21 protein-coding genes are annotated in these 24,948 nt (G+C 48.1%); 11 read left to right on the top strand and 10 right to left on the bottom strand.

All coding sequences use genetic code 11. The features are described from left to right. Positions 1–140: 140 nt before the first annotated feature. Positions 141–1,904, bottom strand: a complete 1,764-nt coding sequence (locus tag A3GA_RS0100230) for an L-lactate permease (RefSeq protein WP_018025364.1) — start codon at positions 1,902–1,904, stop codon at positions 141–143. 202 nt (positions 1,905–2,106) lie between these two features. Between A3GA_RS0100230 and lldD the strand changes: the two genes are divergently transcribed. Further along, positions 2,107–3,243, top strand: a complete 1,137-nt coding sequence (gene lldD, locus A3GA_RS0100225; protein WP_018025363.1) for an FMN-dependent L-lactate dehydrogenase LldD — start codon at positions 2,107–2,109, stop codon at positions 3,241–3,243. Positions 3,244–3,379: 136 nt separating this feature from the next. Continuing rightward, positions 3,380–4,768, top strand: a complete 1,389-nt coding sequence (locus A3GA_RS0100220) for a GntP family permease (protein ID WP_018025362.1) — start codon at positions 3,380–3,382, stop codon at positions 4,766–4,768. A gap of 42 nt (positions 4,769–4,810) precedes the next feature. Here A3GA_RS0100220 and A3GA_RS0100215 read toward each other — a convergent pair whose 3' ends face one another. The 5 genes from A3GA_RS0100215 to A3GA_RS0100195 are packed head-to-tail and all read right to left on the bottom strand — an operon-like array spanning position 4,811 to position 8,701. Then, positions 4,811–5,641 carry a sulfite exporter TauE/SafE family protein gene (locus tag A3GA_RS0100215; RefSeq protein ID WP_018025361.1) on the bottom strand — a complete coding sequence of 277 codons (831 nt, stop codon included), beginning with the start codon at positions 5,639–5,641 and terminating at the stop codon, positions 4,811–4,813. A gap of 40 nt (positions 5,642–5,681) precedes the next feature. Further along, the gene (locus tag A3GA_RS0100210; RefSeq protein ID WP_018025360.1) at positions 5,682–6,449 is read right to left on the bottom strand and encodes an ABC transporter ATP-binding protein; all 768 of its coding nucleotides are present in this window, start codon (positions 6,447–6,449) and stop codon (positions 5,682–5,684) included. Then, positions 6,442–7,191 (bottom strand): histidine ABC transporter permease HisM, encoded by a 750-nt coding sequence (gene hisM, locus A3GA_RS0100205; RefSeq protein ID WP_018025359.1) that lies wholly within the window; start codon positions 7,189–7,191, stop codon positions 6,442–6,444. The genes A3GA_RS0100210 and hisM overlap by 8 nt, the downstream gene beginning before the upstream one ends. 5 nt (positions 7,192–7,196) lie before the next feature. Next, positions 7,197–7,889, bottom strand: coding sequence for an ABC transporter permease (locus tag A3GA_RS0100200; RefSeq protein ID WP_018025358.1), 693 nt, complete (start codon positions 7,887–7,889; stop codon positions 7,197–7,199). Positions 7,890–7,909: 20 nt separating this feature from the next. After that, complete coding sequence (locus A3GA_RS0100195) at positions 7,910–8,701, bottom strand: transporter substrate-binding domain-containing protein (RefSeq protein WP_018025357.1); 792 nt, start codon at positions 8,699–8,701, stop codon at positions 7,910–7,912. Between the two features lie 202 nt (positions 8,702–8,903). Here A3GA_RS0100195 and A3GA_RS0100190 point away from each other — a divergent pair, with 202 nt between their 5' ends. From A3GA_RS0100190 to A3GA_RS0100180, 3 genes are all read left to right on the top strand, one after another. Then, entirely contained in the window at positions 8,904–9,230 is a 327-nt protein-coding gene (locus tag A3GA_RS0100190; RefSeq protein ID WP_018025356.1) for a YkvA family protein, read from the top strand. Between the two features lie 82 nt (positions 9,231–9,312). Further along, positions 9,313–10,707 (top strand): DUF2868 domain-containing protein, encoded by a 1,395-nt coding sequence (locus A3GA_RS0100185; RefSeq protein ID WP_040613902.1) that lies wholly within the window; start codon positions 9,313–9,315, stop codon positions 10,705–10,707. Between the two features lie 2 nt (positions 10,708–10,709). Beyond that, on the top strand, positions 10,710–12,107 hold the full coding sequence (locus A3GA_RS0100180; RefSeq protein ID WP_018025354.1) for a GTPase/DUF3482 domain-containing protein: 1,398 nt from the start codon (positions 10,710–10,712) through the stop codon (positions 12,105–12,107). A gap of 4 nt (positions 12,108–12,111) precedes the next feature. Here the strand turns inward: A3GA_RS0100180 and A3GA_RS0100175 are convergent, their stop codons facing one another. Genes A3GA_RS0100175 through A3GA_RS0100165 form a run of 3 tightly spaced genes read right to left on the bottom strand, consistent with a single transcriptional unit; the run spans position 12,112 to position 14,178 of the window. Further along, positions 12,112–12,693, bottom strand: a complete 582-nt coding sequence (locus A3GA_RS0100175; protein ID WP_244264027.1) for a TPM domain-containing protein — start codon at positions 12,691–12,693, stop codon at positions 12,112–12,114. Then, positions 12,602–13,546 (bottom strand): TPM domain-containing protein, encoded by a 945-nt coding sequence (locus A3GA_RS0100170; RefSeq protein WP_018025352.1) that lies wholly within the window; start codon positions 13,544–13,546, stop codon positions 12,602–12,604. Before A3GA_RS0100170 ends, A3GA_RS0100175 begins: the two co-directional genes overlap by 92 nt. Before the next feature lie 17 nt (positions 13,547–13,563). Next, a complete protein-coding gene (locus A3GA_RS0100165) occupies positions 13,564–14,178 on the bottom strand; it encodes a LemA family protein (RefSeq protein ID WP_018025351.1) in 615 nt (204 codons plus the stop codon). 156 nt (positions 14,179–14,334) lie between these two features. Between A3GA_RS0100165 and A3GA_RS0100160 the strand changes: the two genes are divergently transcribed. The 5 genes from A3GA_RS0100160 to leuA all read left to right on the top strand — a co-directional run bounded on the left by A3GA_RS0100160 (position 14,335) and on the right by leuA (position 20,127). Beyond that, positions 14,335–14,958, top strand: a complete 624-nt coding sequence (locus A3GA_RS0100160; protein WP_018025350.1) for a LysE family transporter — start codon at positions 14,335–14,337, stop codon at positions 14,956–14,958. Positions 14,959–15,021: 63 nt separating this feature from the next. Next, entirely contained in the window at positions 15,022–16,647 is a 1,626-nt protein-coding gene (locus A3GA_RS0100155; protein WP_018025349.1) for a peptide chain release factor 3, read from the top strand. A gap of 28 nt (positions 16,648–16,675) precedes the next feature. Beyond that, complete coding sequence (locus tag A3GA_RS0100150) at positions 16,676–17,242, top strand: hypothetical protein (RefSeq protein WP_018025348.1); 567 nt, start codon at positions 16,676–16,678, stop codon at positions 17,240–17,242. A 79-nt stretch (positions 17,243–17,321) separates the two neighbouring features. Continuing rightward, positions 17,322–18,044 carry a hypothetical protein gene (locus A3GA_RS0100145; protein ID WP_018025347.1) on the top strand — a complete coding sequence of 241 codons (723 nt, stop codon included), beginning with the start codon at positions 17,322–17,324 and terminating at the stop codon, positions 18,042–18,044. A 373-nt stretch (positions 18,045–18,417) separates the two neighbouring features. Beyond that, positions 18,418–20,127: a 2-isopropylmalate synthase gene (leuA, locus tag A3GA_RS0100140; protein WP_018025346.1), complete on the top strand. Its 1,710-nt coding sequence runs from the start codon at positions 18,418–18,420 to the stop codon at positions 20,125–20,127. Positions 20,128–20,204: 77 nt separating this feature from the next. Here the strand turns inward: leuA and A3GA_RS0100135 are convergent, their stop codons facing one another. Continuing rightward, positions 20,205–20,579, bottom strand: coding sequence for a DUF1840 domain-containing protein (locus A3GA_RS0100135; protein ID WP_018025345.1), 375 nt, complete (start codon positions 20,577–20,579; stop codon positions 20,205–20,207). Between the two features lie 118 nt (positions 20,580–20,697). Here A3GA_RS0100135 and A3GA_RS0100130 point away from each other — a divergent pair, with 118 nt between their 5' ends. Further along, entirely contained in the window at positions 20,698–24,948 is a 4,251-nt protein-coding gene (locus A3GA_RS0100130; protein WP_018025344.1) for an RHS repeat-associated core domain-containing protein, read from the top strand.

Here is a 24,948-nt window from a genome sequence, read left to right as displayed (position 1 = left end):
TTATCATCTAATCATCTATATGTTTATATCTTTTATTAGAGGGTAAACCCTAATCTTTAACCAATCAGCAAGCAAGAATAAAAATAACGGACACAAAAAAGGGGCTAACGCCCCTTTGAGTACCACACTGCCTAATTAGGCTACGCCTTAGCTGGCAGCGCCACCACCGCTTTGCCTTGATGCAGTGACAGACTGAGTAAAAATGCGCCCAACCACAACAGTGCGACTACGCCCCAAACCCAATTGGCACTAATCAACCATTGTCCGATTAGACCGGCCTGAACCACATAATAGAATAAAGGCACCAGGGTTTTACGGATAATCTCACCCTCACGGTTAAGCATACCGACCACGGCACTCGCCGCCACGACATTATGCACACACACCATATTACCGGCGGCACCACCCACTGCCTGTTGAGCCACCACAATCGCCGACTGATCAAGCGTTAAACCAATCTCTTGTGCAGTAGAAAACTGGAAGTAAGCAAACATCATATTACTAATGGTATTTGAGCCCGCTGCAAAGGCACCCAAGGCACCGATCCACGGTGAAAAATACGGCCATGCATCACCTGCGATGGCGGCGGCACTGTGCGCCAAAATCAAAGGCATGCTGCTAATTGAGCCATCGGCTGAAACCGAATTAATAAATACCTGCACCATTGGCACCGCTAATAATAAGGCGGGTGCTGCACTAACCATGGTCATCATTGACTCTTTGACACCATGCGCATACTGACGCACACTCACACCGAAAATCACAATACACGCTAAGGAGGCGAGCAGTAACACCGAACCTGGTGAATATAAGAACTGCGCTGAAGTGCTGATAGAGGTACCAAACAGATTACTGAATCTGATCGTTAACTCTGGCGATACCAAGAAAGCTTTAATACTCGGCACGGTACGCGTCAACACGAGCAAGCCAACCACAATCACATAGGGTGAAAACGCACGCCAAACAGAGAAACTACTGCCACTTTGCTGTTGATCCAAAGATAAACTACCTAACCATGCACTTTCCCATTGCTCACGTGGTGGAAAATCAAAATTCTCTTTAGGGAGCAACCAACCCTTTTTAGCGACTGGCACGGCAATCATCAAACCAATAAGCGCAGCTAGCAAAGAGGGAAACTCCGGCCCAAACAACGCCGCAATAAAATAATACGGCACCGTAAAGACCACCCCTGCAAAGAGCGCAAACTTCCACGCCTTCAGCCCTTCCACAAAGGAGCGCTTAGCGCCAAAGAAACGCGTTAATAAACCACATAAAATCAGCGGAATAGCCACCCCAATCAAACCATGGATTAAGGCCACATTTTGCACAATATGCTGCAAATACTCCAGTGGCTGCATCGGTGCAATGATGGCAGCCACATCCGCCTTATTATCAATCCCTGACAGCACACCAACCAACATGGGCGTACCAACCGCACCATACGACACCGGTGTGGATTGAATCACTAAGACTGACATCACAGCGGCCATCGCTGGAAAACCTAGCGCCAACAGCAAGGGCGCAACCACCGCTGACGGCGTCCCCCAACCGGAAGAACCCTCAATCAACGAGCCAAATAACCAAGCCACGATAATCACTTGCACCCGGCGGTCTGGAGAAATCCCCATAAAACCTTGGCGAATGGCCACTAAGGCACCACTGACTTTTAAGGTATTCAACAATAAAATGGCGCCGAACACAATAAACAACACGGTCAACGCCGTAACCACACCGTTCACCGTGGCCGCAGCAATCACCGCCGCCTCCGTGTGCCAAACAAAGAAGGCCAATGCAGCGGTGACCACATAGGCCACGCCCATTGACAATTTGGCAGGATACCTTAACACCACCATCAGTAAAAAAACGACAGCAATGGGCGCTAAGGCTAATAAGGTATAAAGCATCTCCACACTCCTCTAGGGAATACAATTTGACTATTTTTGAATGTGTTCGATCATACTGGTAGTACCAAATATCCGTATATAAGGAGAAACCCTGAATTATTTTACTTAAAATCTCATGTATTCTTATGTTTTATATAAAGTGGTCCTACCACTTATTAGTTTATAATAAAACAATCCCTCAACATTCCTTACTATCAGAGCCATGATTATTGCTTCATCTACCGATTACCGTAAGGCAGCTAAGCGACGCTTACCGCCCTTTTTATTTCATTACATTGATGGCGGCGCTTATGCCGAGCGCACCCTTGACGATAATGTCAACGATCTGGCGAAGGTCGCATTAAAACAGCGTGTGCTCCGCGATATGTCAGCCCTGGACACAAGCATGGAGCTCTTCGGAGAAAAGCTCCGTATCCCCTTAATTCTGTCGCCAGTGGGCCTGACGGGTATGTATGCTCGCCGCGGTGAGCTACAAGCAGCCAAAGCCGCAGCCGACTATGGCATCCCCTTTACCATGTCAACCGTGTCCGTGTGCCCCATTGAAGAAGTGGCGCCGGCGCTCTCACGACCGATGTGGTTCCAGCTGTATGTGCTAAAAGACCGCGGTTTTATGAAAAATGTGCTTGAGCGCGCCAAAGCAGCTGGCTGCTCCACCCTCGTGTTTACGGTGGATATGCCCGTGCCCGGTGCCCGTTATCGTGATGCCCATTCGGGTATGAGTGGCCCCTATGCCGAATGGCGTCGCTATTTACAAGCCGCATTACATCCTCTCTGGTCGTGGGATGTCGGCTTACACGGTCGCCCTCATGACTTGGGTAATATCTCCCGTTATCGTGGTCAGCCCGTGGCCCTAGAAGACTATATGGGTTGGTTGGGAGCAAACTTCGACCCTTCGATCTCATGGCAAGACCTCGAATGGATTCATGAATTCTGGGACGGTCCCATGGTGATTAAAGGCATTCTTGATGCTGATGATGCCAAGGATGCGGTGCGCTTTGGGGCCGATGGTATCGTCGTGTCTAACCACGGCGGTCGCCAATTAGACGGTGTGCTGTCCACCACCAAAGCCCTACCGAGCATTGCCGATGCTGTCAAAGGCGAATTAAAAATCCTCGTCGACTCAGGCATTCGTAACGGTTTAGATATCGTACGCATGCTCGCCTTAGGGGCCGATGCAACCATGATCGGGCGTGCCTATATTTATGCCTTAGCCGCTGCCGGTGGACAAGGCGTCAGTAATTTACTGAATCTCTTAGAAAAAGAAATGCGTGTCGCCATGACCCTAACCTCTAATTGTCAGATATCAGAAATCAATCGCGACTGCTTAGTACAGTCCTAGACTCACTCACTTCATCAGGAGCACCACCTCGTTGGTGCTCATTTTTTTCATGGCACGCCAAATGCCATCAGCCCTTCATCACTAAGATGTTAAGCTTTTGACACCTAAGAAACCATCTCAACATTGGAGCCCTTGTGTGAGTACTCTAGCCATTTTAATCTCCCTCTTTCTACTGATGTACCTTGCTTATCGAGGTATTTCAGTGCTTATACTAGCGCCCGTCTTGGCAGCCTTAGCCGTTTTATTATCGGGTGATATCAGCTTAATGCTACCCATCTACACTGAAACCTTTATGGGTGCCTTGGGTAATTATTTACTGAATTTCTTTCCCATTTTCCTCTTAGGCGCCATTTTTGGGCAGCTTATTGCCGATTCCGGTGCGGCTTCTAGTATTGCCACGTGGTTTACCAAAGTCTTGGGACCTAAGCATGCCATTCTTACCGTGGTGCTTGCGTGCGGCGCCTTAACCTATGGTGGCGTTTCTTTATTTGTGGTGGCATTTGCGATTTTCCCTATTGCTAAGGTGATGTTCTATCAGGCCAATATTCCTAAACGCCTGATTCCCGGGGCGATTGCCCTGGGTGCTTTTACCTTTACCATGACGGCCTTACCCGGCACGCCAGCCATTCAAAACGCCATTCCTATCCCTTACTACGGTACCAATGTCTTTGCCGCACCGGGTTTAGGGATTATCGCTGCAGCAATCATGTTTTTTGTGGGTTGGCTCTGGCTTAATCGACGCGCCCAGGCCGCCCAAGCAGCGGGCGAAGGCTATGGTGAACATAATGACGGCGTAGCCGATGAGCATCTCAACACGCAAGCACAGATGCCGGTGCTGTTGGCCTTTTCACCGCTACTCTTGGTGATTGCGCTCAACGCTTTATTTACCTATGTGATTTTCCCGGCGATGGACTTCTCTGCCATCAATCAAGCCTTTGAGGCCATTGATCCGACGAAGAAACTAGGCATTTGGGCCATTATTATTTCATTGGTGCTGGCCTCACTGTGGCTGATTATCATTGCCTTTGCGCGTTTTCATCACTTGCGCGACACCATCAATAAGGGCACCCTCGGCTCCATGCTACCCGCCTTTAATACCGCTTCGGAAGTGGGCTATGGCGCAGTGATTGCCGGTCTTGCAGGCTTTGCCATTTTAAAAGAATTGGTCTTAAACGTATCACCAAATAATCCACTGATTTCTGAGGCGGTAGCAATGATGACCTTGGCAGGGATCACGGGTTCTTCTTCTGGTGGCTTAAGTATTGCCTTGCAGACCTTAGGTGCAGATTACCTACAAATTGCCCTTGAAAATAATATTAGCCCCGAGCTCTTGCACCGAGTCGCGGTGATTGCTGCTGGTGGCTTTGACACCTTGCCGCATTGTGGAGCGATTATCACCTTACTCTCCATTTGCAGCTTGAATCACCGTCAGTCCTACATGGATATTGCCGCTGTCACCATTTTCGGTCCGCTCCTGGCCTTAAGTAGCGTGATTGCCTTGGGAACGATGTTTGGTTCGTTTTAACTAAACGAAAAATAGCACTGCCAGCAGTGCTATTTTTTTTGCCTAGATAAGCTCAAAGGCGATCAGCGATGTTCTCAACATATAAAGACAAATAAAGGACAGTACAAAGGCAAAGATTTTCTTAATACGTTTAACCGGCCAAGTATGGGCAAAATGCGCACCCACCGGTGCCATTAACACGCTGGTAGAAATTAAGGTTAACCATGCCGGCCAATAAATATAGCCCACCATACCCGGCTGCCAGCCAATGTCCTTAAGACCTGAATAAATAAAGCCCATGGTATTTGCTAGCGCAATAGGAAAACCAAGTGCAGCAGAGGTACTAACCGCATTGCGGATATTCACATTACACCAAACAAGAAACGGCACGGTTAAAAAACCGCCCCCGGCGCCAACCAAACCAGAGACAAAACCAATGATCGTACCCACGAAAGTAGTGCCTAAAAAGCCGGGCAACTGACGCGAAGGCTTAGGCTTTTTATCGATCGCCATATTAAAGGCTGAATAAGCCATAAAAAGCGAAAACACCAGGGCTAGCCAAGCGGTACTAATAAAGGAAAAGACCACCCCTCCCGACAAAAAACCGCCTAAAAACACCCCCGGCACCAAGGCCGCCACCACCGGCCACAATACACCGCCACGCTTATGGTGGGCACGCATACTGGATAAAGAGGTAAAGCAAATCATCGCCATGGAAGTCGCAATACAGGCATGCACCACTAACTCCAAGGGCATCCCCTTCCAGCTAAATAGCATGGTTAAAAACGGCACCAATATCATGCCACCGCCCACGCCTAGCAGACCGGCCATAAAGCCACCGACACTACCCAGCACTAATAAACACAGTGCAATGTCCCAACCGAAAGTCATCATAATGATTGTTGAGCTTGAGCATCACAAGCTCAGGCCCTTACTATTTTAAATTACCGGACAAAAACTGCTGTAAGCGTAAACTCTTTGGATTATTTAAGACCTCGGCAGGTGGTCCTTGCTCCTCCACCACACCCTCATGTAAAAACATCACTTGAGTGGCAATATGACGCGCAAAACCCATCTCGTGGGTCACCACAATCATGGTACGACCCTCTTCGGCCAGTTCCTGCATCACTTTCAACACCTCACCCACTAGCTCCGGGTCCAAAGCCGAGGTCGGTTCATCAAACAGCATCACCTCAGGCTCCATTGCCAGCGCTCTAGCAATGGCAACGCGTTGCTGCTGACCGCCAGAAAGCTGTGACGGATACTTTGACTCCGCATCAGCTGGTAAACCCACTTTTTTCAAATAGGCGCGTGCACGGGCAATGGCATCCTCCTTTTTAACCCCCAACACATGCACCGGGGCTTGAATAATATTATCCAACACCGTCATATGCGCCCATAAGTTAAAGTGCTGAAACACCATCGCCAATTTGGTACGAAACTGCTGCAACGCCTTTTTATCACTGACTTTAAGATAGCCCTTAGTATCTTTTTCCAAAGGCAAGGCCTGACCGTTCAGGATGATTTTCCCCTCATTGGCCTGTTCAAGAAAATTAATACAGCGCAAAAAAGTACTTTTACCGGAACCACTGGAACCGATAATCGCCACCACATCACCGGCTTTTGCCTGTAAGGTAACGCCCTTTAATACCTCGTGGTCACCATAAGACTTATGAATATCCAGAACTTCTAATTTATACATTGTTAACTACCTGTTTATCACTTTTTGGGCTAACCACAAGATACGCTAAGGCCCGTTTTTCAATCTTTCTAAATAAAGCCACAATCACAAAGGCGACCACCATATACAGTAATGCGGCGATACCATAAGCGATAAACGCTTGATAGGTCGCTGCATAGGCATCGCGTGCCACCTTTAAAATATCCGGTACCGTGGCGGCAAAGGCTAAAGAGGTGGTATGCAGCATCAAAATCACCTCATTGCTATAGGCGGGCATCGCCCGTCGCAGCATTGAAGGAATAATAATACGCCGATACAGCTGCCATTTACTCATACCAAAGGCTCTAGCGGCCTCAATTTCCCCCTTGGCGGTGGTACGGATAAAGCCGGCAAACATTTCCGTGGTGTAGGCGGTGGTATTGAAGGTTAGGGCCAAAATAGCACAGTAATAACCATTAATAAAAAAATCACGTAATAAGGGTGTACCACGCACCACATCCAAACTAATTAAGCCGCTATAAATCAGCAATAACTGCACATAAAAGGGCGTGCCTCTAAACACATAGGTAAATAACCAAATCGGCCCCTTAATCAAGAGGTTTTTGGAAACTCGCCCCACCGCTAACAGCACTGATAGCACAAAACCAAATAGCAGAGACAGCACCAAAATCCACAAAGTAACAGCCAGTCCAGAGAACTCGAAACCGTCCCAGATTAAGAATGCTTGCCAATAATCCTGCCAAATTTCAAAAAATCTTTCCATGCTGCTTAATCCACTTCAAATTTAGCAGCACCGGCTGAGTAGCGTCGCTCTAAATACCATAGAACAATATTTGATAAGGAGGTTAAAACCAAATAAATCAGACCAGCAATCAGAATGTATTTAAACATATTGCCGGTAGCGCGCCCCGCATCCTGACTGGCCTTAACCAAATCACTCAGACCAATAATAGAGACTAAGGCGGTAGCCTTTAACACCACTAACCAGTTATTACCTATGCCGGGAATGGCATAACGCATCATTTGTGGAAATAAAATCCGACTAAAAACCTGTCGCGGACTCATACCATAGGCCATGCCCGCTTCAATTTGCCCCTTGGGCACAGATAAAAACGCACCACGGAAGGTTTCGGTAAAATAAGCGCCGTAAATCATCCCAATCACGATCACACCGGCCCAAAAGGGATCAATCTGAATCACCTTCCATCCCAAGGCATCCGTGATTTGATTTAGGCCCATCTGAATACTGAAAAACAGCAATAGCATCAGCACCAAATCAGGTACGGCACGGATAATCGTGGTATAAATCGTTGCAATGCCACGCAACAAGGCACCGCCAAATAGCTTGGCACTGGCGCCAAGCAAGCCCAATACAAAGGACAATAAAACGGACAAAAGGGCTAACTTAATCGTAGCCCAAGTGCCGCTTTTAATGAGTTCCCAATAACCGTCTAAGAACACAATTAGCTCAATATCCCTGATTACTTAATCACTGAAATCTCACCATCTTGGAAGTACTTCTTAGCAAGCTCGTCCAATACGCCCTCGTCCTTAAGCGCTTTTAGGGCACCGTCGATTTTGCTCTTAAGCTCCGTATCTTCCTTACGTATACCGATAGCAATTTCATTATTCATGATCGGATCGTTAACAATCGGCTCACCCACAAAGGTAAAGCCAGCACCCTCAGCTGTATTTAATAAACCCTCAACGGCATTAGGTGATTCAAATAAAATCGCATCCACGCGACCAACCTTTAGGTCAGCAATGGTCTGTGACTGTTCAACATAGGAGGTCACACGCACACCCGAACGTCTATCCCAACGCTTACGCGCATAGGTTTCCTGCACCGAACCCTGTAATACACCGACGGTCTTACCCTTAAGTGACTCGTCGCTACCATCAATACCACTGTCTTTAGCGGCCACTAATTGGCTAGTAACTTCATATAAAGGATCAGTAAAAGAAATCACCTTTTTACGCTCTTCGGTGACTGTAATGGCTGAATGCACTAAATCAAATTTACGTGCTAATAGACCAGGAATCAAGCTATCAAAGGGCTGCTCAATCCACACGCACTGCATTGCCAATTTTTCACAAATGGCATTACCAATATCAATATCATAGCCCGCTAACTCACCACTAGGTAATTTATACTCAAAGGGTGCGTACGCTGCTTCGGCACCGATACGTAACTCAGCCTTATCCTGTGCCGCCGCAGAAAATGAGGCTAAAGCAACAAGTGATGCGGCTACGAGTGATGTTATTTTTTTCATAATTCCTCCTTTCGGACTAAATTAATTACAGGCTTGATTTTAGTGTTACGACCACAAAATAGAAACCATAACCTAAACCTTTGATATTACATTAATTGACTCTCTCTGTTTAAAAAATTGCTCAACTCAGCTCATTGTCAGACAATTTTTAATGATGCAATTTAATCAACAGGGCTAAGTTTAAACGTTCCCGGAGCCTAGCATGAAAAATACCGACCCCAATCGTCAAAATTTACTTAATAAGATCGGCAAGCTTGCACTCTCTGCTGGTAAGCCCGTGATTGAAAAAGCCCTACAACTCTTTTATGCCACCCAGAGCCCCGACACGCCGGCTTGGGCTAAACGCGTAATTTATGGTGCCTTGGCTTATTTAATTCTGCCAATTGATACCATTCCGGACTATCTGCCGGTGGTCGGCTTTACAGATGATTTAGGCGTGATTACCGCAGCCCTCACCACCGTGGCTAGCTATATTTCGCCAGAAATTAAGGCTAAATCCAAAGCGAAGATGGCGCAGTGGTTTGGCTAGGGGCGATTGCTAGCCAAAGTGTGAAATAATATCAAGTCCAAACAAAAAATTCAGTACCTGAGAGCACATCAAGCAATAGCCTATGACGAGATTTAACGAGCTTTGGCAAACCGAGACAGTTCGCCTCAAGGAGCAACACCACGGGCCGATGGATGATTCGGCCTATATTCATGCCCTGCGTGCTCAAACGCTCAGTCCTGAGCAAAAAGTCTTTCGTCGTGCCGACAAGCTCGCCCATGCCTCCGGTCTCAGTCAAGCCATTAGCAATTTTAAGCGTTATGCCAAGTATGCCTTTTTGCTGCTACTACTATTGGCGGTGATGAGCGGTATCGGCTTAGCTTATGCCGCGCTTGGCAGTCGCAGTAGCGAGGTGAATCTACTTAGCGCTTGGATTGCTATCTTAGGGATCCATATGCTAAGCCTAATTATCTGGCTCATCTTTTTAGTACTTCCTAAACGCAGTGACAAAGACTATCCTCTGCTCGGTCAGGCTTGGCTCTGGCTCACCCAAAAACTCGCACGGGGACCTCATACCGGCCTCATCGCCAATGCCCTCCTCAGCTTAACTCGCCAACAACGAACGACGACTTGGCTGCTAGCAGCGGCTAGCCACTTAATTTGGCTACTGATATTGACAACGGCCTTAGTTAGCCTATTTTTTCTACTATCGACCCGTCGTTATAGCTTTGTGTGGGAAACGACTATCCTCTCGCTAGCGACCTTAGAGCAAATCGCTCATGCCTTAAATTGGCTCCCTTCACGCTTGGGCTTTAGTTTACCGGATGTGGCTCAACTCATCTCGCCAGGAGCGGCAGGCGATTCCGGCTTGCAGGCAGCTTGGTCGCACTGGCTAATAAATCAAGTCTTGATTTATGGTCTATTTTTACGCCTCATCGCTTTTGCCACGAGCTTTTTTATCGCGCGCTATCGGCTTGCTCGCACCAATATCGATCTTAAGGCCTCCGCCTATGCGCCATTATTGGCACGTTTAGAGCCCGCAGCAGTCACGCTAGGAGTGGATGCACCGGCACCGGCGGCGCCTACTGCGACCTTCGTTAAGGCACCACGTGATCTGTCAGGCAATGGCACCCTACTGGTGGGGATTGAATTAGACCCCCACCAACCATGGCCGTTACTTGAGCTCAGTGATGCTGAGCAGGTGATTGATGGGGGCAATATTGAAAGCCGTGAACAACGCCATGCACTGTTAGCGGAGCTAGGACAAAGAACAAGTCCCTTAGCGCAAATTCTTTTTATTTGTGACGCCGCACAAACCCCCGATCGGAGTCATTTAAACCTGATTCAGACCATTGCCCAGTTTGCTCAAAGGCATTGGGTACTGTTAATTAATCGTCATCAGCCATCACGCGATCAAAGCGCGCTCTGGCGTAAAGCACTGCTGGATGCGGGCATGGCAGCCGACGCCATACTGCCTGACAGCGAGGCGGCTCTTAAACTACTGACTAATAAACACTAGCAATGGATAAGCTTAAACCAGGCCTTAAGTCCAAAGCGGACTACCTAAAACTCGCCGTGGTCGGTCACACCAACACGGGTAAGACTTCGCTCTTACGCACTTTGCTACACGATGCTGATTTCGGCGAGGTGGCTAACGCCCCTGCCACCACACGTCATGTTGAGGGAGCCTTGTTACGCTTAGGCGATTTAAAGCTCCAATGGTATGACACCCCCGGCATGGAGGACAGCATTGCCTTACTGGATTATTTAGATCAGCTACAACAGCAAAGCGGCAGCCGCTTAGACGGACCAGCCAGTATTGAACGCTTTTTAGACAGCCCTGAAAGCAGTGCTCGCTTTGAACAAGAGGCCCGTGTATTACGCCAATTACTGCACTGTGACGCTGGCCTCTATGTGGTCGATGTACGCGAACCCGTGCGCTCAAAGCACCGTGATGAATTAGCCGTATTAGCCCGCTGCGGTCGCCCCCTTATCCCAGTCCTGAATTTTCTGCATAGCACGGACAATTACAGCGAGGATTGGAAATCCGTCCTCTCACGTCTGGGGCTGCATTTACTGATTGACTTTGACACCGTGGCACCGGCCATTGACGGTGAACAGCAGCTTTATCAAAAGCTAGCATTGGTGCTGGATGATTATCAGCAAATCTTAAACGACTTAGCCAAGGGAGCCCAGCAGCGTCGCCAACAACGACGCCAGCAAGGTCAGGAGCTATTGGCGGAGATGCTCATCGATATCAGCGCCTTTAGACGCCAAAGCAGCACAGATGAAGATGAAAGCCTACGTGTGTGGGAAACCATGCAAGACGAGGTACGCCGGCGTGAACATCAATTTATACGTGACTTACTCAATCTTTATCGCTTTCATGAGAGCGATTATGAAGAGGATCGTTTACCCATTAGTGGTGAGCGTTGGGAAAGTGACTTATTCAGCAGCGAAGCCCTGATGGATATGGGCATTCGAGTAGGCAAAGGCTTTGCTGCAGGTGCCATGGCGGGCGCTACCGTCGATATCATCACTGGTGGTTTGAGTTTAGGCGCTGGCACCCTGGTTGGTGGTATTGTCGGCGGACTCTGGCAAGGTGCTGAAAAAGTTGGTAATCGCCTCTTAGGCATGCTGCAAGGCTATCGTGAGCTGACCGTTGACGATCCGGTGCTGCGGCTTTTAGCAATACGCGGACTGAGCTTACTCGACGCCCTAGATCGCCGCGGTCATGCCGCACAAGATCGCATACAACGCAGTGCCAATAGCTATAAGTCTTGGCAAGAGGAGGCGCTACCAGCACCCCTTAAAAATGCTCGCTCACATCCAGAGTGGTCGGCGCTTAATAAGGAGTTTAAAGGTAGTCGCGCTCGAGATGAAGAGCTGCGGCGCTTAAGCGAGGAACTTAAGGGCTAAAGCCCTATAAAATCACCGGCTCATTAGCTAACACATCATTGCCCTCAGGCTTAGGCTCTGTATCAGGGCAAGCAAGATTGAGAATATCGCCAATTTGCTGCACAGCAGCCTGTAAACCCTCGCAGAATCGCTTCTCTTTGAATGACGCCGCCAAAGCTGCGCTGACCTCAACCCAGCGTTCATGGGCCACCGCTATCCCCCGATCAGCAATAATTTCAATCGCCTGTCGGTCCAAGGATAAATACAAGAGCACACCTGTATTTAGAGGCGTATCCCAAACACGCAAACGACCATACACCTCTAACGCTCGATCGCGGCTTGAATCCACATGACTAGGAAAATTACGCTCAATTGCCACCACCAACTCTGCCTGATGCTGCGCTTCACTGGCGGCAATGCGCTCAGATAAATCGCTTAAAAAGGCCTTGGTAAAATAGCGTCGCCCAAGATATTGCCCCTTAAGCGTGTCAATGCCAATTAATTTTGTGAATTTATTACCAGCCACCTGAAGCACCTCCACCACCGCTAGAGCCACCGCCCCCGCCACCAAAACCTCCGCCGAAGCCGCCTCCAAAGCCACCGCCACCGAAGCCGCCGAAACCGCCGGGCCAATTATCCCGACCGCGGCTGCGTCGTCCTCGTGCGCCACCCTTGGCCGCTTGACGACTCGCTTCCTCAATCAAACCCGAACGGAAAAAAGACTTGGCAATCAAATTCCACACGACGGCAAAAATTGCTGCAACAATCGCTGCCACAATAGAGCCGGTGACCGACAGCATAAACACACCGCCGACAATAGGCGCTAACCAAATCGGCCAGAATAAAATAAAAATCGCAAAGAACAGTAGGAACTCAATGGGGATACCATCTAAACCTAAAAAGGGTGAATCCTCTGCTTGCTTAACCTCAGGCAATTCCTCTCCCTCAATTAATAAGCTCAATTGATCCACGGCTTTTGTGATCCCGCCATAATAATCGCCCTCCCGAAAGGCGGGCGCCATATCTCGATTAATTATATAAGAGGCCTGTACATCCGTAATCGCACCTTCTAAGCCATAGCCCGTCTCAATACGCATACGGCGATCGTCTTTAGCAATCAGCACCAATACACCGTCATCGATTTTGGCGCGACCAATACGCCACTCATCAAACACACGTCGGGCGTAGCTCTCAACTGTGTCGTCTGGGGCCACTGTCGGTACTAGCAAGACCATGATTTGCGACCCCTTATCACGCTCCAATTGCGCAAGACGCTGATTCAACTCGCTTTGTTGCGCTGCTGTTAAGGTGCCGCTCACATCCACCACGTAGTTCGTCAACGGCGGCACCGGCACCTCAGCTCGCACCGGCGACAACCATAGCACTAGCGCTAAGCAGCTTGTGCAAAGCCACAGCAAGCCCAACGCCGAACGACTTAAAAACAAGTTAAGCAGCCTCATACGCCACCCCTACTACCCTAGTTTGCAGGCGCAGTTTGAGGTCTATCAAAACGGATAGTCGGTCGTTGCATAATGCTGTCTTGATTATCTACACCAAAATTAGGCAACACCTTGTAGCCGAAAATTTTTGCTGTAATTAAGGTTGGGAACTGGCGGATATAGGTATTAAAGCCTTGAACCTCACGAATATAACGACCACGGGCGGTCGCAATTCGGTTTTCAGTACCCTCTAACTGAATATTTAAATCTCTAAATAAACCATCCGACTTCAGCTCCGGATAGTTTTCTGACACTGCAATTAAACGGGATAAGGCAGAGCCTAACTGCGCCTGCGCGGCTTGGAACTGAGCCATTTCCTCTTCGGTCGGTAAACGATCGGGCGAGACATTAATCGAACCCACACGACTTCTGGCCTCAGTTACTTCTTTTAACAGATCACGCTCATGCACCATATAGGCATTAACACTTTCAACCAACTGCGGCACTAAATCGGCACGACGTTGATACTGGTTTAGCGTCTCTGACCAAGCCGCCTTAACACCCTCATCCAGACGCTGAATCTCGTTATAACCGCAACCGGCTAAGAAACTCGCAACCAAGGCGACAACAAAGACTCGAAAAAATTGACGCATAATAGACTCACTCTAATTAATTAAAACTTAAGCTATTTTATCGGGCGTAGAAAAATTACACCACTCTTAAAGATAACTGATTGTAACCGCAGCAACAGCATATAATCCCCTACTAGCACGGATCAACCGTGCCCTTTCTTGGTCTGCGCTATTGTTATGTTACTTTCTGTCTGGTTGACGTTATTTTTTGCCGCTTGGGCTATTTCACTTTCTCCGGGACCCGGTGCTGTTGCCTCCATGGCGGCTGGCTTACGCTATGGCATGTGGCCAGGCTCCGCCTTGGTGATTGGCTTGATCGGCGGGTACAGCGTACAATTTATTATCAGTATTATCGGCGTGGCGGCCATGATTAAAACCTCCATGCTGCTCTTTACCGTGATTAAGTGGGTTGGTGTCACCTATTTAGTTTACCTTGGGGTCAAGCAATATCGCTCGCCCGTCAGTATGGTGCGAGTCGATGTCAGCAAGATGCCTGCATCAACCGCAGGCAAGCTCTTTTTACAAGGTTTTTTAGTCGATATTACTAACCCCAAAGCAGCGATTTTTTTACTGGCCGTGATTCCGCAATTTGTGGATACAAGCAAGCCCTTACTCATCCAATATGTGATTATCTGGTTTACGCTCTGCGCTGTGGACTTAGTGATTATGCTGGGCTATGCAGCACTTGCGGCCAATCTAGTCAAATTCTTAAAAAACCCACACACCACCGCTAAAATTAATAAAATCTTCGGCCTATGCTTTATTCTAGCGGCATTAACCATGGCCTTTATGAGCGTATAATCATCATTTAGCTCATGCTACAATTCATTCAATTTATTTAAGGCTGAAAAGTTAACACAAAGCATGTCAAGCAACAGTAAAATTTCCCAAGAGGTCGCCAGACGGCGCACTTTTGCTATTATTTCTCACCCCGATGCGGGTAAAACCACGCTCACCGAAAAGCTCTTACTCTTTGCCGGTGCAATTCAAATCGCCGGTAGCGTAAAAGCGCGCAAAGCAGAGCGTCACGCCTCCTCCGACTGGATGGAGATTGAAAAGCAACGCGGTATTTCCGTCGCCTCCTCCGTGATGCAAATGGAGTACAGGGATTGTGTGATTAATCTTTTGGACACACCGGGACACCAAGACTTCTCCGAGGATACCTACCGCGTCTTAACCGCAGTTGATGCAGCAGTCATGGTGGTGGATGCGGCTAATGGTATTGAGCCGCAAACGGAGCGCTTATTAAAAGTCTGTCGCGCCCGTAATACACCCATTTTGACCTTTATTAATAAGCTCGACCGTGAGGTACGAGAGCCACTTGAGCTGATCGGTGAGATTGAATCCCATTTGGAAATGGATTGTATTCCCTTTACTTGGCCTGTGGGCATGGGGCGTCAATTCAGCGGCATTTATGATTTGACCAAAGATCAGATGCGCATGTTTAACCGTACCAATCCGTCCAAAAGCGGCAGTGCAGAGGATGAATTTATTCCCGACTTAAGCAATCCGCTATTGACTGAGCGTTGCCCAGATACCATTGGCAAAGCACGCGAAGAAATTGAGTTAATTCAACTCGCGACGCCAGATTTTGATCATGCCGCCTTCTTAGACGCAAAGCAAACACCCGTTTTATTCGGCTCTGCAGTGTATAACTTTGGTGTCCAAGAATTACTCGATGCCTTAGTAGAATACGCACCGCCGCCGGGTGCCCGTGAGGCCATTGAGCGTACGATTGAGCCTTCCGAGCCTAAGTTTACTGGTGTGGTCTTTAAGGTGCAGGCCAATATGGACCCAGCGCACCGTGACCGCGTAGCCTTTGTGCGTGTCAGTTCTGGCAAATTTGAACGTGGTATGCGTTTACGCGTTGCACGTACGGGCAAAGACATTCGTCCAAACAACCCCGTCTCATTTTTATCACAACGGCGTGACTTAGTGGATGAGGCCTATGCCGGCGATGTGATTGGCATACCAAACCACGGCGTATTACACCTTGGTGATGTGTTAACCGAGGGTGAAAAACTACACTTTACCGGATTACCTTTTTTTGCACCTGAACTTTTTCAGACGGTTGAGGTCAAAGATCCACTCCGTAGCAAGCAGCTGCATACCGGCCTGACGCAATTAGGTGAGGAGGGCGCCATTCAGGTATTTAAACCACAAATTGCGGGCGGTACTTTATTACTGGGTGCAGTGGGTCAATTACAGTTTGAAGTAGTCGCCCATCGACTTAAGACTGAATACGGGGTAGATGCGATTTTAGGCCCTTCGCGCTACAATTTGGCCCGCTGGGTGACGAGTTCCAATCCACAGGCCTTACGTAAATTTTTAGATGCGAATATTTCCAATATCGCCTACGATGTAGTGGATGCGCCAGCCTTTTTGGTCAGTTCACAGGCTCAGCTTAGGGTAGCGCAGGAGCTCCATCCCGATATACAATTCCATGTAATGCGTGAGCAAGGCGGTCAGATTTTTGCTGAAAGTCACTAATTAACCTTAGGGGAGCACCCTATTTATTATGTCTTGGCGTTTATTAATTTTTACAGTGATTGTGTTAGCCGGTATTGCAACCGCCTTAGGTTTGCAAGCAGGTGACTATTTAACCGATCGAGTGCCTGTACAGGCCAATATTCCTAATGTCACCGAGCTTGACCCGCCGGCCGAATACGATGCTCAGGGTAATTTATTGATACCGCAGCCTATGCAGCCCTTATTAGACGGCACCCAGGGCTTAGCGGCCGCCAAGCCAGAGGTTGATTGGCAAGTGAAGCAAGACAGCTTAGCAACCACCCTCAAAAATGAGGAAAAAAGTGCCATGTACGCTGAAGAGAATCAGCGCTTAAGCGGTGTCGTCACACAAGGCACCACTGGCGGCAGCCAAAGCTTCCAACCTATCCGTCGACAGGACACCGCACCGGTTAATAGCGGCGGCGATCAGGCATGGGTCGCCTCCTTTAATCGTGCCATGGCGCACTGCCGCACCCTGGGTTTTGACGAGCGTCCTGCATGTATCAGCCGTATTCGTAATCAATACTGTGGCCCCAATAGGGCCTGGGGCAAGGTTGCGGATTGCCCAGCGCGCTAAATCCATACGCTGGTGAGGTAGGCCAAAAATCGTTAAAATAAGCTTTCCATTGAATTAAACGAGCAATTGAGAACCTACCATGATGCCGAAACGAGCCGACTACAAACGCGATATCAAGCTTATTGACAGCACCCTTTTTAACTTAATCAAAGGCCGCTTATTTGCCCTAATCGCCGTGACAGTACTGGTCTTAGCCCTAGTGTATTGGGTCGCACAAAAGATATTAAGCTTCGGTCGCGGCCTAAACTATGACTTTTTAAATGGCTCGGCCATCGAGATGGTGGTGGAATACGTCGAAAAGTACGATATGTATTTTGGGTGGGCACTTGTTATTATCTTAGCCCTACTGGTGTTGTCTTTTCTCAACAACCTAATCCAGCAACAGCTCAATCATCACGCTCAAAGCCATGTGCCGATGCCTGCGGCAAGAAACCTACTCAGCCACTTATCCCCCATGAGCCTAGAGGTACTGGCTTGGGTCTGGGCGGATCGACGTGAACCACTTAAAATCGAGCAAATTAAGCAATTAAGTCGCGAGCTTAGACAGGGTCGCTTTAAGTATATCGAAGATGCCCGTGCCCAAGAGCAGCTGCTCAATCAGCATCTCTATGGCACTGCAGCCACGAACGAGCCGCTGATAGAGGAGCCGACAGTGCGAGTAGCGCCGGTGACGACTGATGCGACCGTCCCCACAGCACCGGTAGCGCCAGCACCTCAAAACGATAGCAGTAAGCTTAGCGAAAACGCCACACATCCTGCTGAAAAAGACATCATTATTGTGAATGATGCGCCTAAAGCTTGATTAATTAGTTTAGGCATGATAGAAGTAATACTTATGGATACTCTAAAGGAACCCTTCGCTGTAAATTTTGCGAGCTCAGTTGATGGCCCACAGGCCTCAGCTCAGTCGGTGTTTCCTGCTGCGTCTAGCCACGCATTTCAAGACTCTACTTCTATCTCTACATTGCAAAGCGCTGCACTCCTCGCTTTACTCCTCTTATTGATCGGTTGCCTAGCCTAGAGCCTTGGTGGTGCTATGCAGCCGACCCGTTGAGCCACCCAAATGACTCCCTCGAGTGGAGTGCGCTTTAGCAGTTTTTTATATCGTTTTTTCTTAAGACCAGCCATTGATAGTTAAGGCTACTAGCCATATTGAGCAAAAAATAGGTGTCACCATGTTATCGAATCCAGCGACTAAATACATTCCTTTCAAACCCTTTGCACGTGACTTCTCCGAGCGCACGTGGCCTTCTAAACAAATTAGCAAGCCACCGATTTGGATGAGTACCGACTTACGTGATGGTAACCAAGCGCTTATTGAGCCGATGAGTATTGAACGTAAATTACACTTCTTTAAGCACCTAGTGCAAATCGGTTTTAAAGAAATTGAAGTGGGTTTCCCATCGGCTTCTCAAACAGATTTTGATTTTGTACGCCATTTGGTTGAAAACGATCTGATCCCCGATGATGTGACGATCATTGTCTTAACACAAGCACGTCAGGATTTAATCGCCCGTACCGCTGAGTCTTGTGCCGGCGCTAAAAACGCCATGATCCACATGTATAACGCATGTGCACCCGCTTTCCGTAAGATTGTCTTCAACATGAGCAAAGAGGAAGTGCGTGAGTTTGCGGTTGCCGGTACCAAAATGGTCATGGCTGAGCAAGCCAAATATCCTGAGATTAATTGGCGTTTTGAGTACTCACCGGAAGTCTTCTCTACCACCGAGCCGGAATTAGCGGTTGAGGTGTGTAATGCAGTGGCCGAGACCTACGGCGCCAGCGTCGACAAAAAAATTGTCTTTAACTTACCTGCCACCATTGAAGCCACCACACCCAATCTTTACGCAGATCAAATCGAATACTTCTGCAATCATATTAAGCAGCGTGAAGCGTGTATTGTCAGCGTACACCCGCATAACGACCGTGGCACTGCCGTAGCTGCCGCCGAATTAGCCTTGATGGCCGGCGCCGATCGAGTGGAAGGCTGCTTATTTGGTAATGGTGAGCGCACGGGTAATGTCTGCCTCGTGACCTTAGCCATTAACCTATATACTCAAGGCATTCACCCAGGCTTGGACTTTTCTGATATTGACGCAGTACGTCGCACCGCCGAATATTGCAACCAGTTACCAATTCACCCACGTCACCCTTGGGCCGGCGATCTTGTGTTTACCGCTTTCTCTGGTTCACACCAAGACGCGATTAAAAAAGGCTTTGCCGTACAAAAGGCAGATGAGCCGTGGGAGGTGCCTTATTTACCGATTGACCCTGCCGACTTGGGCCGTAGTTATGATGCCGTGATTCGTGTGAATAGCCAATCCGGCAAAGGCGGTGTGGCCTACCTACTGGAGGAAGAGCATGGATTAAGCTTGCCGCGTCGCTTACAAATCGAATTCAGCCGTGCAATTAAACGGGTCACGGATGAAACTGGTAAAGAGGTGGATGCCCAGATGGTTTATCAGATTTTTGAGGCGGAATACTTAACCCAAACATCGCCTTGGACCCTGATTGAACATCAGATTACCAGCCATCCTAATGGTGAGGAAAACGAGCGCTTCTCGGTGGTAGTACGGATGAAGTATCACGATGAGGAAAAAGTCCTTAAGGGCAAAGGCAATGGCGCCATTTCCGCCTTTATCAATGCCTTAAATATGCCAATTGAGTTTATGGACTACGCGGAGCATGCCATCGGTAGCGGTGAAAATACCAAAGCGGCTAGTTATGTGGAACTACGTTTAGATGGTTCACAATCCGGCTATGGCGTTGCCCTACATAAAGATATTGTGACCTCATCCTTCCTAGCCGTTGTCAGTGCCATTAACCGTCACTTACAAAACCTTAGTACTGAGACCGCAGCAGAGGCTGAGACGGCAACCGCCTAATCAGCTAAAACGCTAAATAGTACCAACCGCCTTCGCAGCATGATGCAAGGCGGTTTTTGCTTACTCAGCATCAAACATTACCACGCGCTACCACCGCTCCACACCACATCATCACCATGCTGTTGTGCGCTTTCAAACATCTTCAAGAGCGGATAAGCGCGCTGACTAAGATTCACCCCTTCAATTAAGGGATGCTTGGCCTCAAGATTTTCCTTATCGCGCTGCTCTACTTCCTGGTCGTGGACGGCATAGCTGTGCAAATCCTTATGGCTATCTTCATCAATGGCTTGACGCAAATTGGCAATTGCCTCTGTTAGTTGCTCAGCGGTAAACACACCCTGCGCCGGCATCGTATCGCCATAATCACGTCCAGCCGCCTTTAACACCGCCAGGGCATGCTTAGCCAACATCATCACCTCACCGCTATTTTTAGATTTAAAAGTAATTAACATAGACTGCTCCTCGTTGAAAAAATCAAAAAAGCCATAGGACAAATTTAGCCTACTCTGCACTTATAAGTGTGACTTTCTATCACAATTAGTTATTTCCTTAATTGATTAGAGAATGGCTATGAAAACGCTTATTACTTCTGTTGTTGCCGTTTTAATCGCGTGCAGTGCTGCCACCCAGCTACCGCTAGCCCAAGCACAGAGTAGCAGCGCCACCTCCAGCGCCCCACCCTGCACGGCTCAAAGCGCTGGTAACCCATGCTACGGCACTGGTAGCAATGTCACGCTGGACAAATCCGCCGCTAATCCGGTTAATTTAAGCAATGGCAATAAATTCCAAGAGGAGAGAGACTATTTCGGCGCTGCCGCCCATTCTGGCTTGGAATTCTTCCGTTATTATAATTCCACCCAATTAACGCCCTCTTTTATCGGTCAAGGCTGGCGTCACTCCTATGAGCGTCAATTATATCTACAGGGCAAGCGACCGCAAATCCTGCTAGATGACAGTACCCGCATTAGCTTTGAAGCCTTTGAGGGGGAGGTCGCCAAATCACCTAATAATGAGTTCGGCAGCCTAACTAGAATCACTTCGGCTTCCATTATGGAGCGCCTAAACGCAGCGGGCAACATCCCCACGGAAGATAAAAAGCCACTCAGTGAGTATTTTTCAAATCAATTTCTGGCCTCGCTGCGGGGCGATTTATGGCTTTGGCAGTACCCCTCCGGTGCGATTGATATTTTTAATGGCCAGGGTCGTTTAATCGTCAGTCAAATGCCTGCCGCAGAGGCTGTGTTTATTGAGCGTGAGACCAAGGTCGGCCCTACGCAAGACGCAATTCTCTTCGTACAAAACCGTAGCCACCAAAGCATGAGCTTTGAGTATCAAACATGGGGTCAGCACGCCCGCATTTCCCATATTCAGACACCGAGTGGACGGATTGAGTTTGAGTACGATGTGCCTGTGGATAAAGAGTCCCCTCGACTACTGAGCGCTCTGCTGCCGGATGGCGCCCGAATCAACTATCAATACCAAGCCAACGCCACCGGCTTCGATGAGCAGCTTTCACCCTATTTATTAAGACGAGCTACGCATTTCCAGCAGGATCAATCCAAGCCCTATCGTGATATCTCATGGCGCTATAACTCACACCATCAAGCCGTTGAGGTGCACTTCCATCAGCATGAGGAGTTAAGTCATCCACTCAGCATGCGCTTTAACTATATCAAAGTCCCTCAGTTTAACGGCGACACCGGGCTCACAGAGGTCAGACAGTTTATACCCCAGCCTGATATCGATCAGCGCTCTGCCGATAGTGCTCTCCAGCCGGCAGCTGAGTCCACCACGGCTGGCACGCTGAGTCGTTTTCACAGCACCATGTTAGGGAGCCAATACCTTTTAACCAAGGCTGAGGGTGCACCATGCTTTAAATGCCCCGCCCCCGGTACGACTATTCAATATAATGAGGCCGGCTATATCACCGCCGTCAATCATATCAAGCTTAAGCGCCATGCCACAGATAATCACATCGAAAGCATTGAGGTAGCGCATCGTGGTTGGCCCGGCCTCAAGATTTTCTACGATAAAGACGCTAAGCCCTATGCATGGAGCAGTTTATATACGGGTAAGACCTTTTATGAAATCGATCCCGACACCTTGTACCCTAAGTACAAGAACTATGCGAATGGTACGCATTTTTTGATGAGAAAAACTCAGCACTACCAACGCAATGGCATTGCCATTAACTACGGTCGCTTGTTAGGCTCTATACATTTCGACACTCGCCGCAATTTTATCAATAAGCCCCTTGCTTCTAACTTTTCATTAGAGGGCGAGGGGGATCATAAATCACTCTCGATTAAAAAGTTCACACAACAGATTCAGCACAGCACCATCCGCAAATGGAGTAGTCGCACTGAAAGCCTGCTAGAGGATCTGTTTGATGTGCATCAGCAAGACCGAATTGTTGAGCATTCCCTACCAGAACAAGGCACATTGTATTACCACTATGATAAAGCGCATGAACTCAGCGCCATTTACTGGCAAGCCGTGGATGCCGAGCCCCAACAAGCACCCAAATTACTCTATCAACGCTTAGGTACACATCAGCGCCAATACGGTAATCAACTGATCAGCCAGGCGCGCCCCAACCCCTCTTTTAACAATAACAGCGTGCGCTTAGAGCTACTTAAAGCGGGTGAGTCTAGCCCCTATTGGCGAGAAATTCGCTATTACCGTGATAATGGCTTACTAGCTGCCGAGCATCATTTATCGGATGCGTTAAAGATCAATAAATATACCCAATTTGAATTTAATCAGCTTGGCCAACTAATGCGTTCGGACACACAACAAGAAACTTCACAAGGCCTTGAAAGCAAAACCAATTTTTATGCGTGGCAAGCCGGCGGGATGGCCTATGCTCGTCAACAACTACACACGCGCAAGGAGGGGCAGCAACAAAGCCAACAGCAGGCCTTATTTATAAAAAACATTAAACGAGATCGCGCTGGCTTTATACAGCAAATGGATGAGCTACGGCTCATTTATGATGAGAGTAATTTACTTAAGGAGGTACACAAGGGTCAAGACATACTAGCTAGCTATGAGTATGACGGCTTAAATCAGCGTATCCGCAAAACAACCCCACAAGGTGAAACCCAATACTACTATTTAAATCAGCAATTAGTCGCTGAAGCTTTTTTACCCGCGGCCAAGGCCGATAAAAAAATCTACAACTCGTGGGGAGATAAACCCTATCTTAGCCGGCGCTACATTTATGACGGACACTTGCCAGTCGCATTGATTGATTACAGCGATCCAAACAAAACACAAATCTACTATATCCATAGCGATGGTAGCGGGCAACCGTTTTTAGTCACGGATGAACATCAACAAACGGTTTGGCTTGCGGATAATGAAGCCTTTGGTAAAAGTCAGCCCATCATCGAAAAGATTGAATTTAATTTACGCCTACCGGGTCAATACTATGATGCAGAAACTGGCTTACATCAAAATATCTATAGAAATTATGATCCTGAGCTCGGTCACTACCTAGAGCCTGATCCTTTAGGCCCCGTTGCTACCAACGATGCCTATGGTTATGCCAATCAAAACCCACGTCAATGGATTGACCCCTTGGGCTTACTGATGTTTGTGTTTGACGGCACTACCAACACCCCAAGCTCACAAACTAATGCCTATAAACTTGGTCAACTCTATGATGACGGTCCGGTACACTACATTGAGGGGCTAGGCACAGAAGAGGCGAATCTCAAGGTGTATCAGTTTATGCATGCCTTCCTGGATGATATGGCCAAAACGCATACAGCAAACTATCACCCCAGCGTGAGATCATTCAAAGCGCGGCAACTGCTTGAGTGGAAAGTACCGCACCGAATACCTGGCACCACCAAGGATATGCTCTTAGGTTCAATGGCCCCTTATGTACTGAATATGCAATGGATGCGATTAGTTGATGCAATCGCCAGAATCGCTCAAAAAGGTCCCTTAATCGATAACTTTATTAATATTGATTTATCCGGTTTCTCAAGAGGCGCAGCCCTAGCCAGTATTTTTGCTAATAAAATTGCCGAATACACCAAAGATAGTTACTTTAATTACACGGCCAAATGGCGTCCTAGCGGACGGCAACAAGTACAAGCATGTCTCAATTTACGCTTTGTAGGCTTATTTGATACAGTGCATCAATTTGGTGCCTTGGGCTTTTCCAATAGTAACTACAACTTTACTGTGTCCCCGGCCTGGCAACTTTATGCGCATGCAGTAGCAATGAATGAGCATAGAATGATATTTCCGCTGACCTCATTTCATAATGACAACGCTGACAATGTGATGGAGCAGGGTTTTTTAGGTGTGCACTCGGACATTGGAGGCGCGCTCTATGAAAGCGATCTCACTGCATTCGGCAATGACAAACCGGGTACCTATGGTGACCTATCCAATATCCCTTTAAACTGGGTTTACGATATGGCAAAAGTAAAGGCAAAAGTAAAACTAAAAGACTTAGACGCCCTTACTCAATGGCGCTTGGATACGATACAAAACCCACTTACCCATATGAGCGATACCTTCGAGTATTCGCTATCGCAAAGAAGATGGCGCATTGTTGATAGAGAAGTGATTTCTGATACTGGCGGCTTTTTAGGTCATCAACGCAGTCAACCACATATCGGCGGCCGGGTGAGATTGGAACACAACCAAGCACTTGAGTTTTTATTTGACCCCTTGCATGAGTATGCGATGATCTTTCCCGACAATGCGCGTATCATCGCCAAAGTCAAAGCGCGCCAATACCTGAGCTTTTTAGAGGGCGCCATAGGTTGGAAGTCTTCACTCAAAGTCATCGAGCCATAA

The sequence above is a fragment of the Oligella urethralis DSM 7531 genome, assembly GCF_000372065.1.
GTDB classification, from domain to species: domain Bacteria; phylum Pseudomonadota; class Gammaproteobacteria; order Burkholderiales; family Burkholderiaceae_B; genus Oligella; species Oligella urethralis.
The sequence above is the reverse complement of the archived record's forward strand: the minus strand, read 5'-3'. Positions and strand labels throughout refer to the sequence as shown.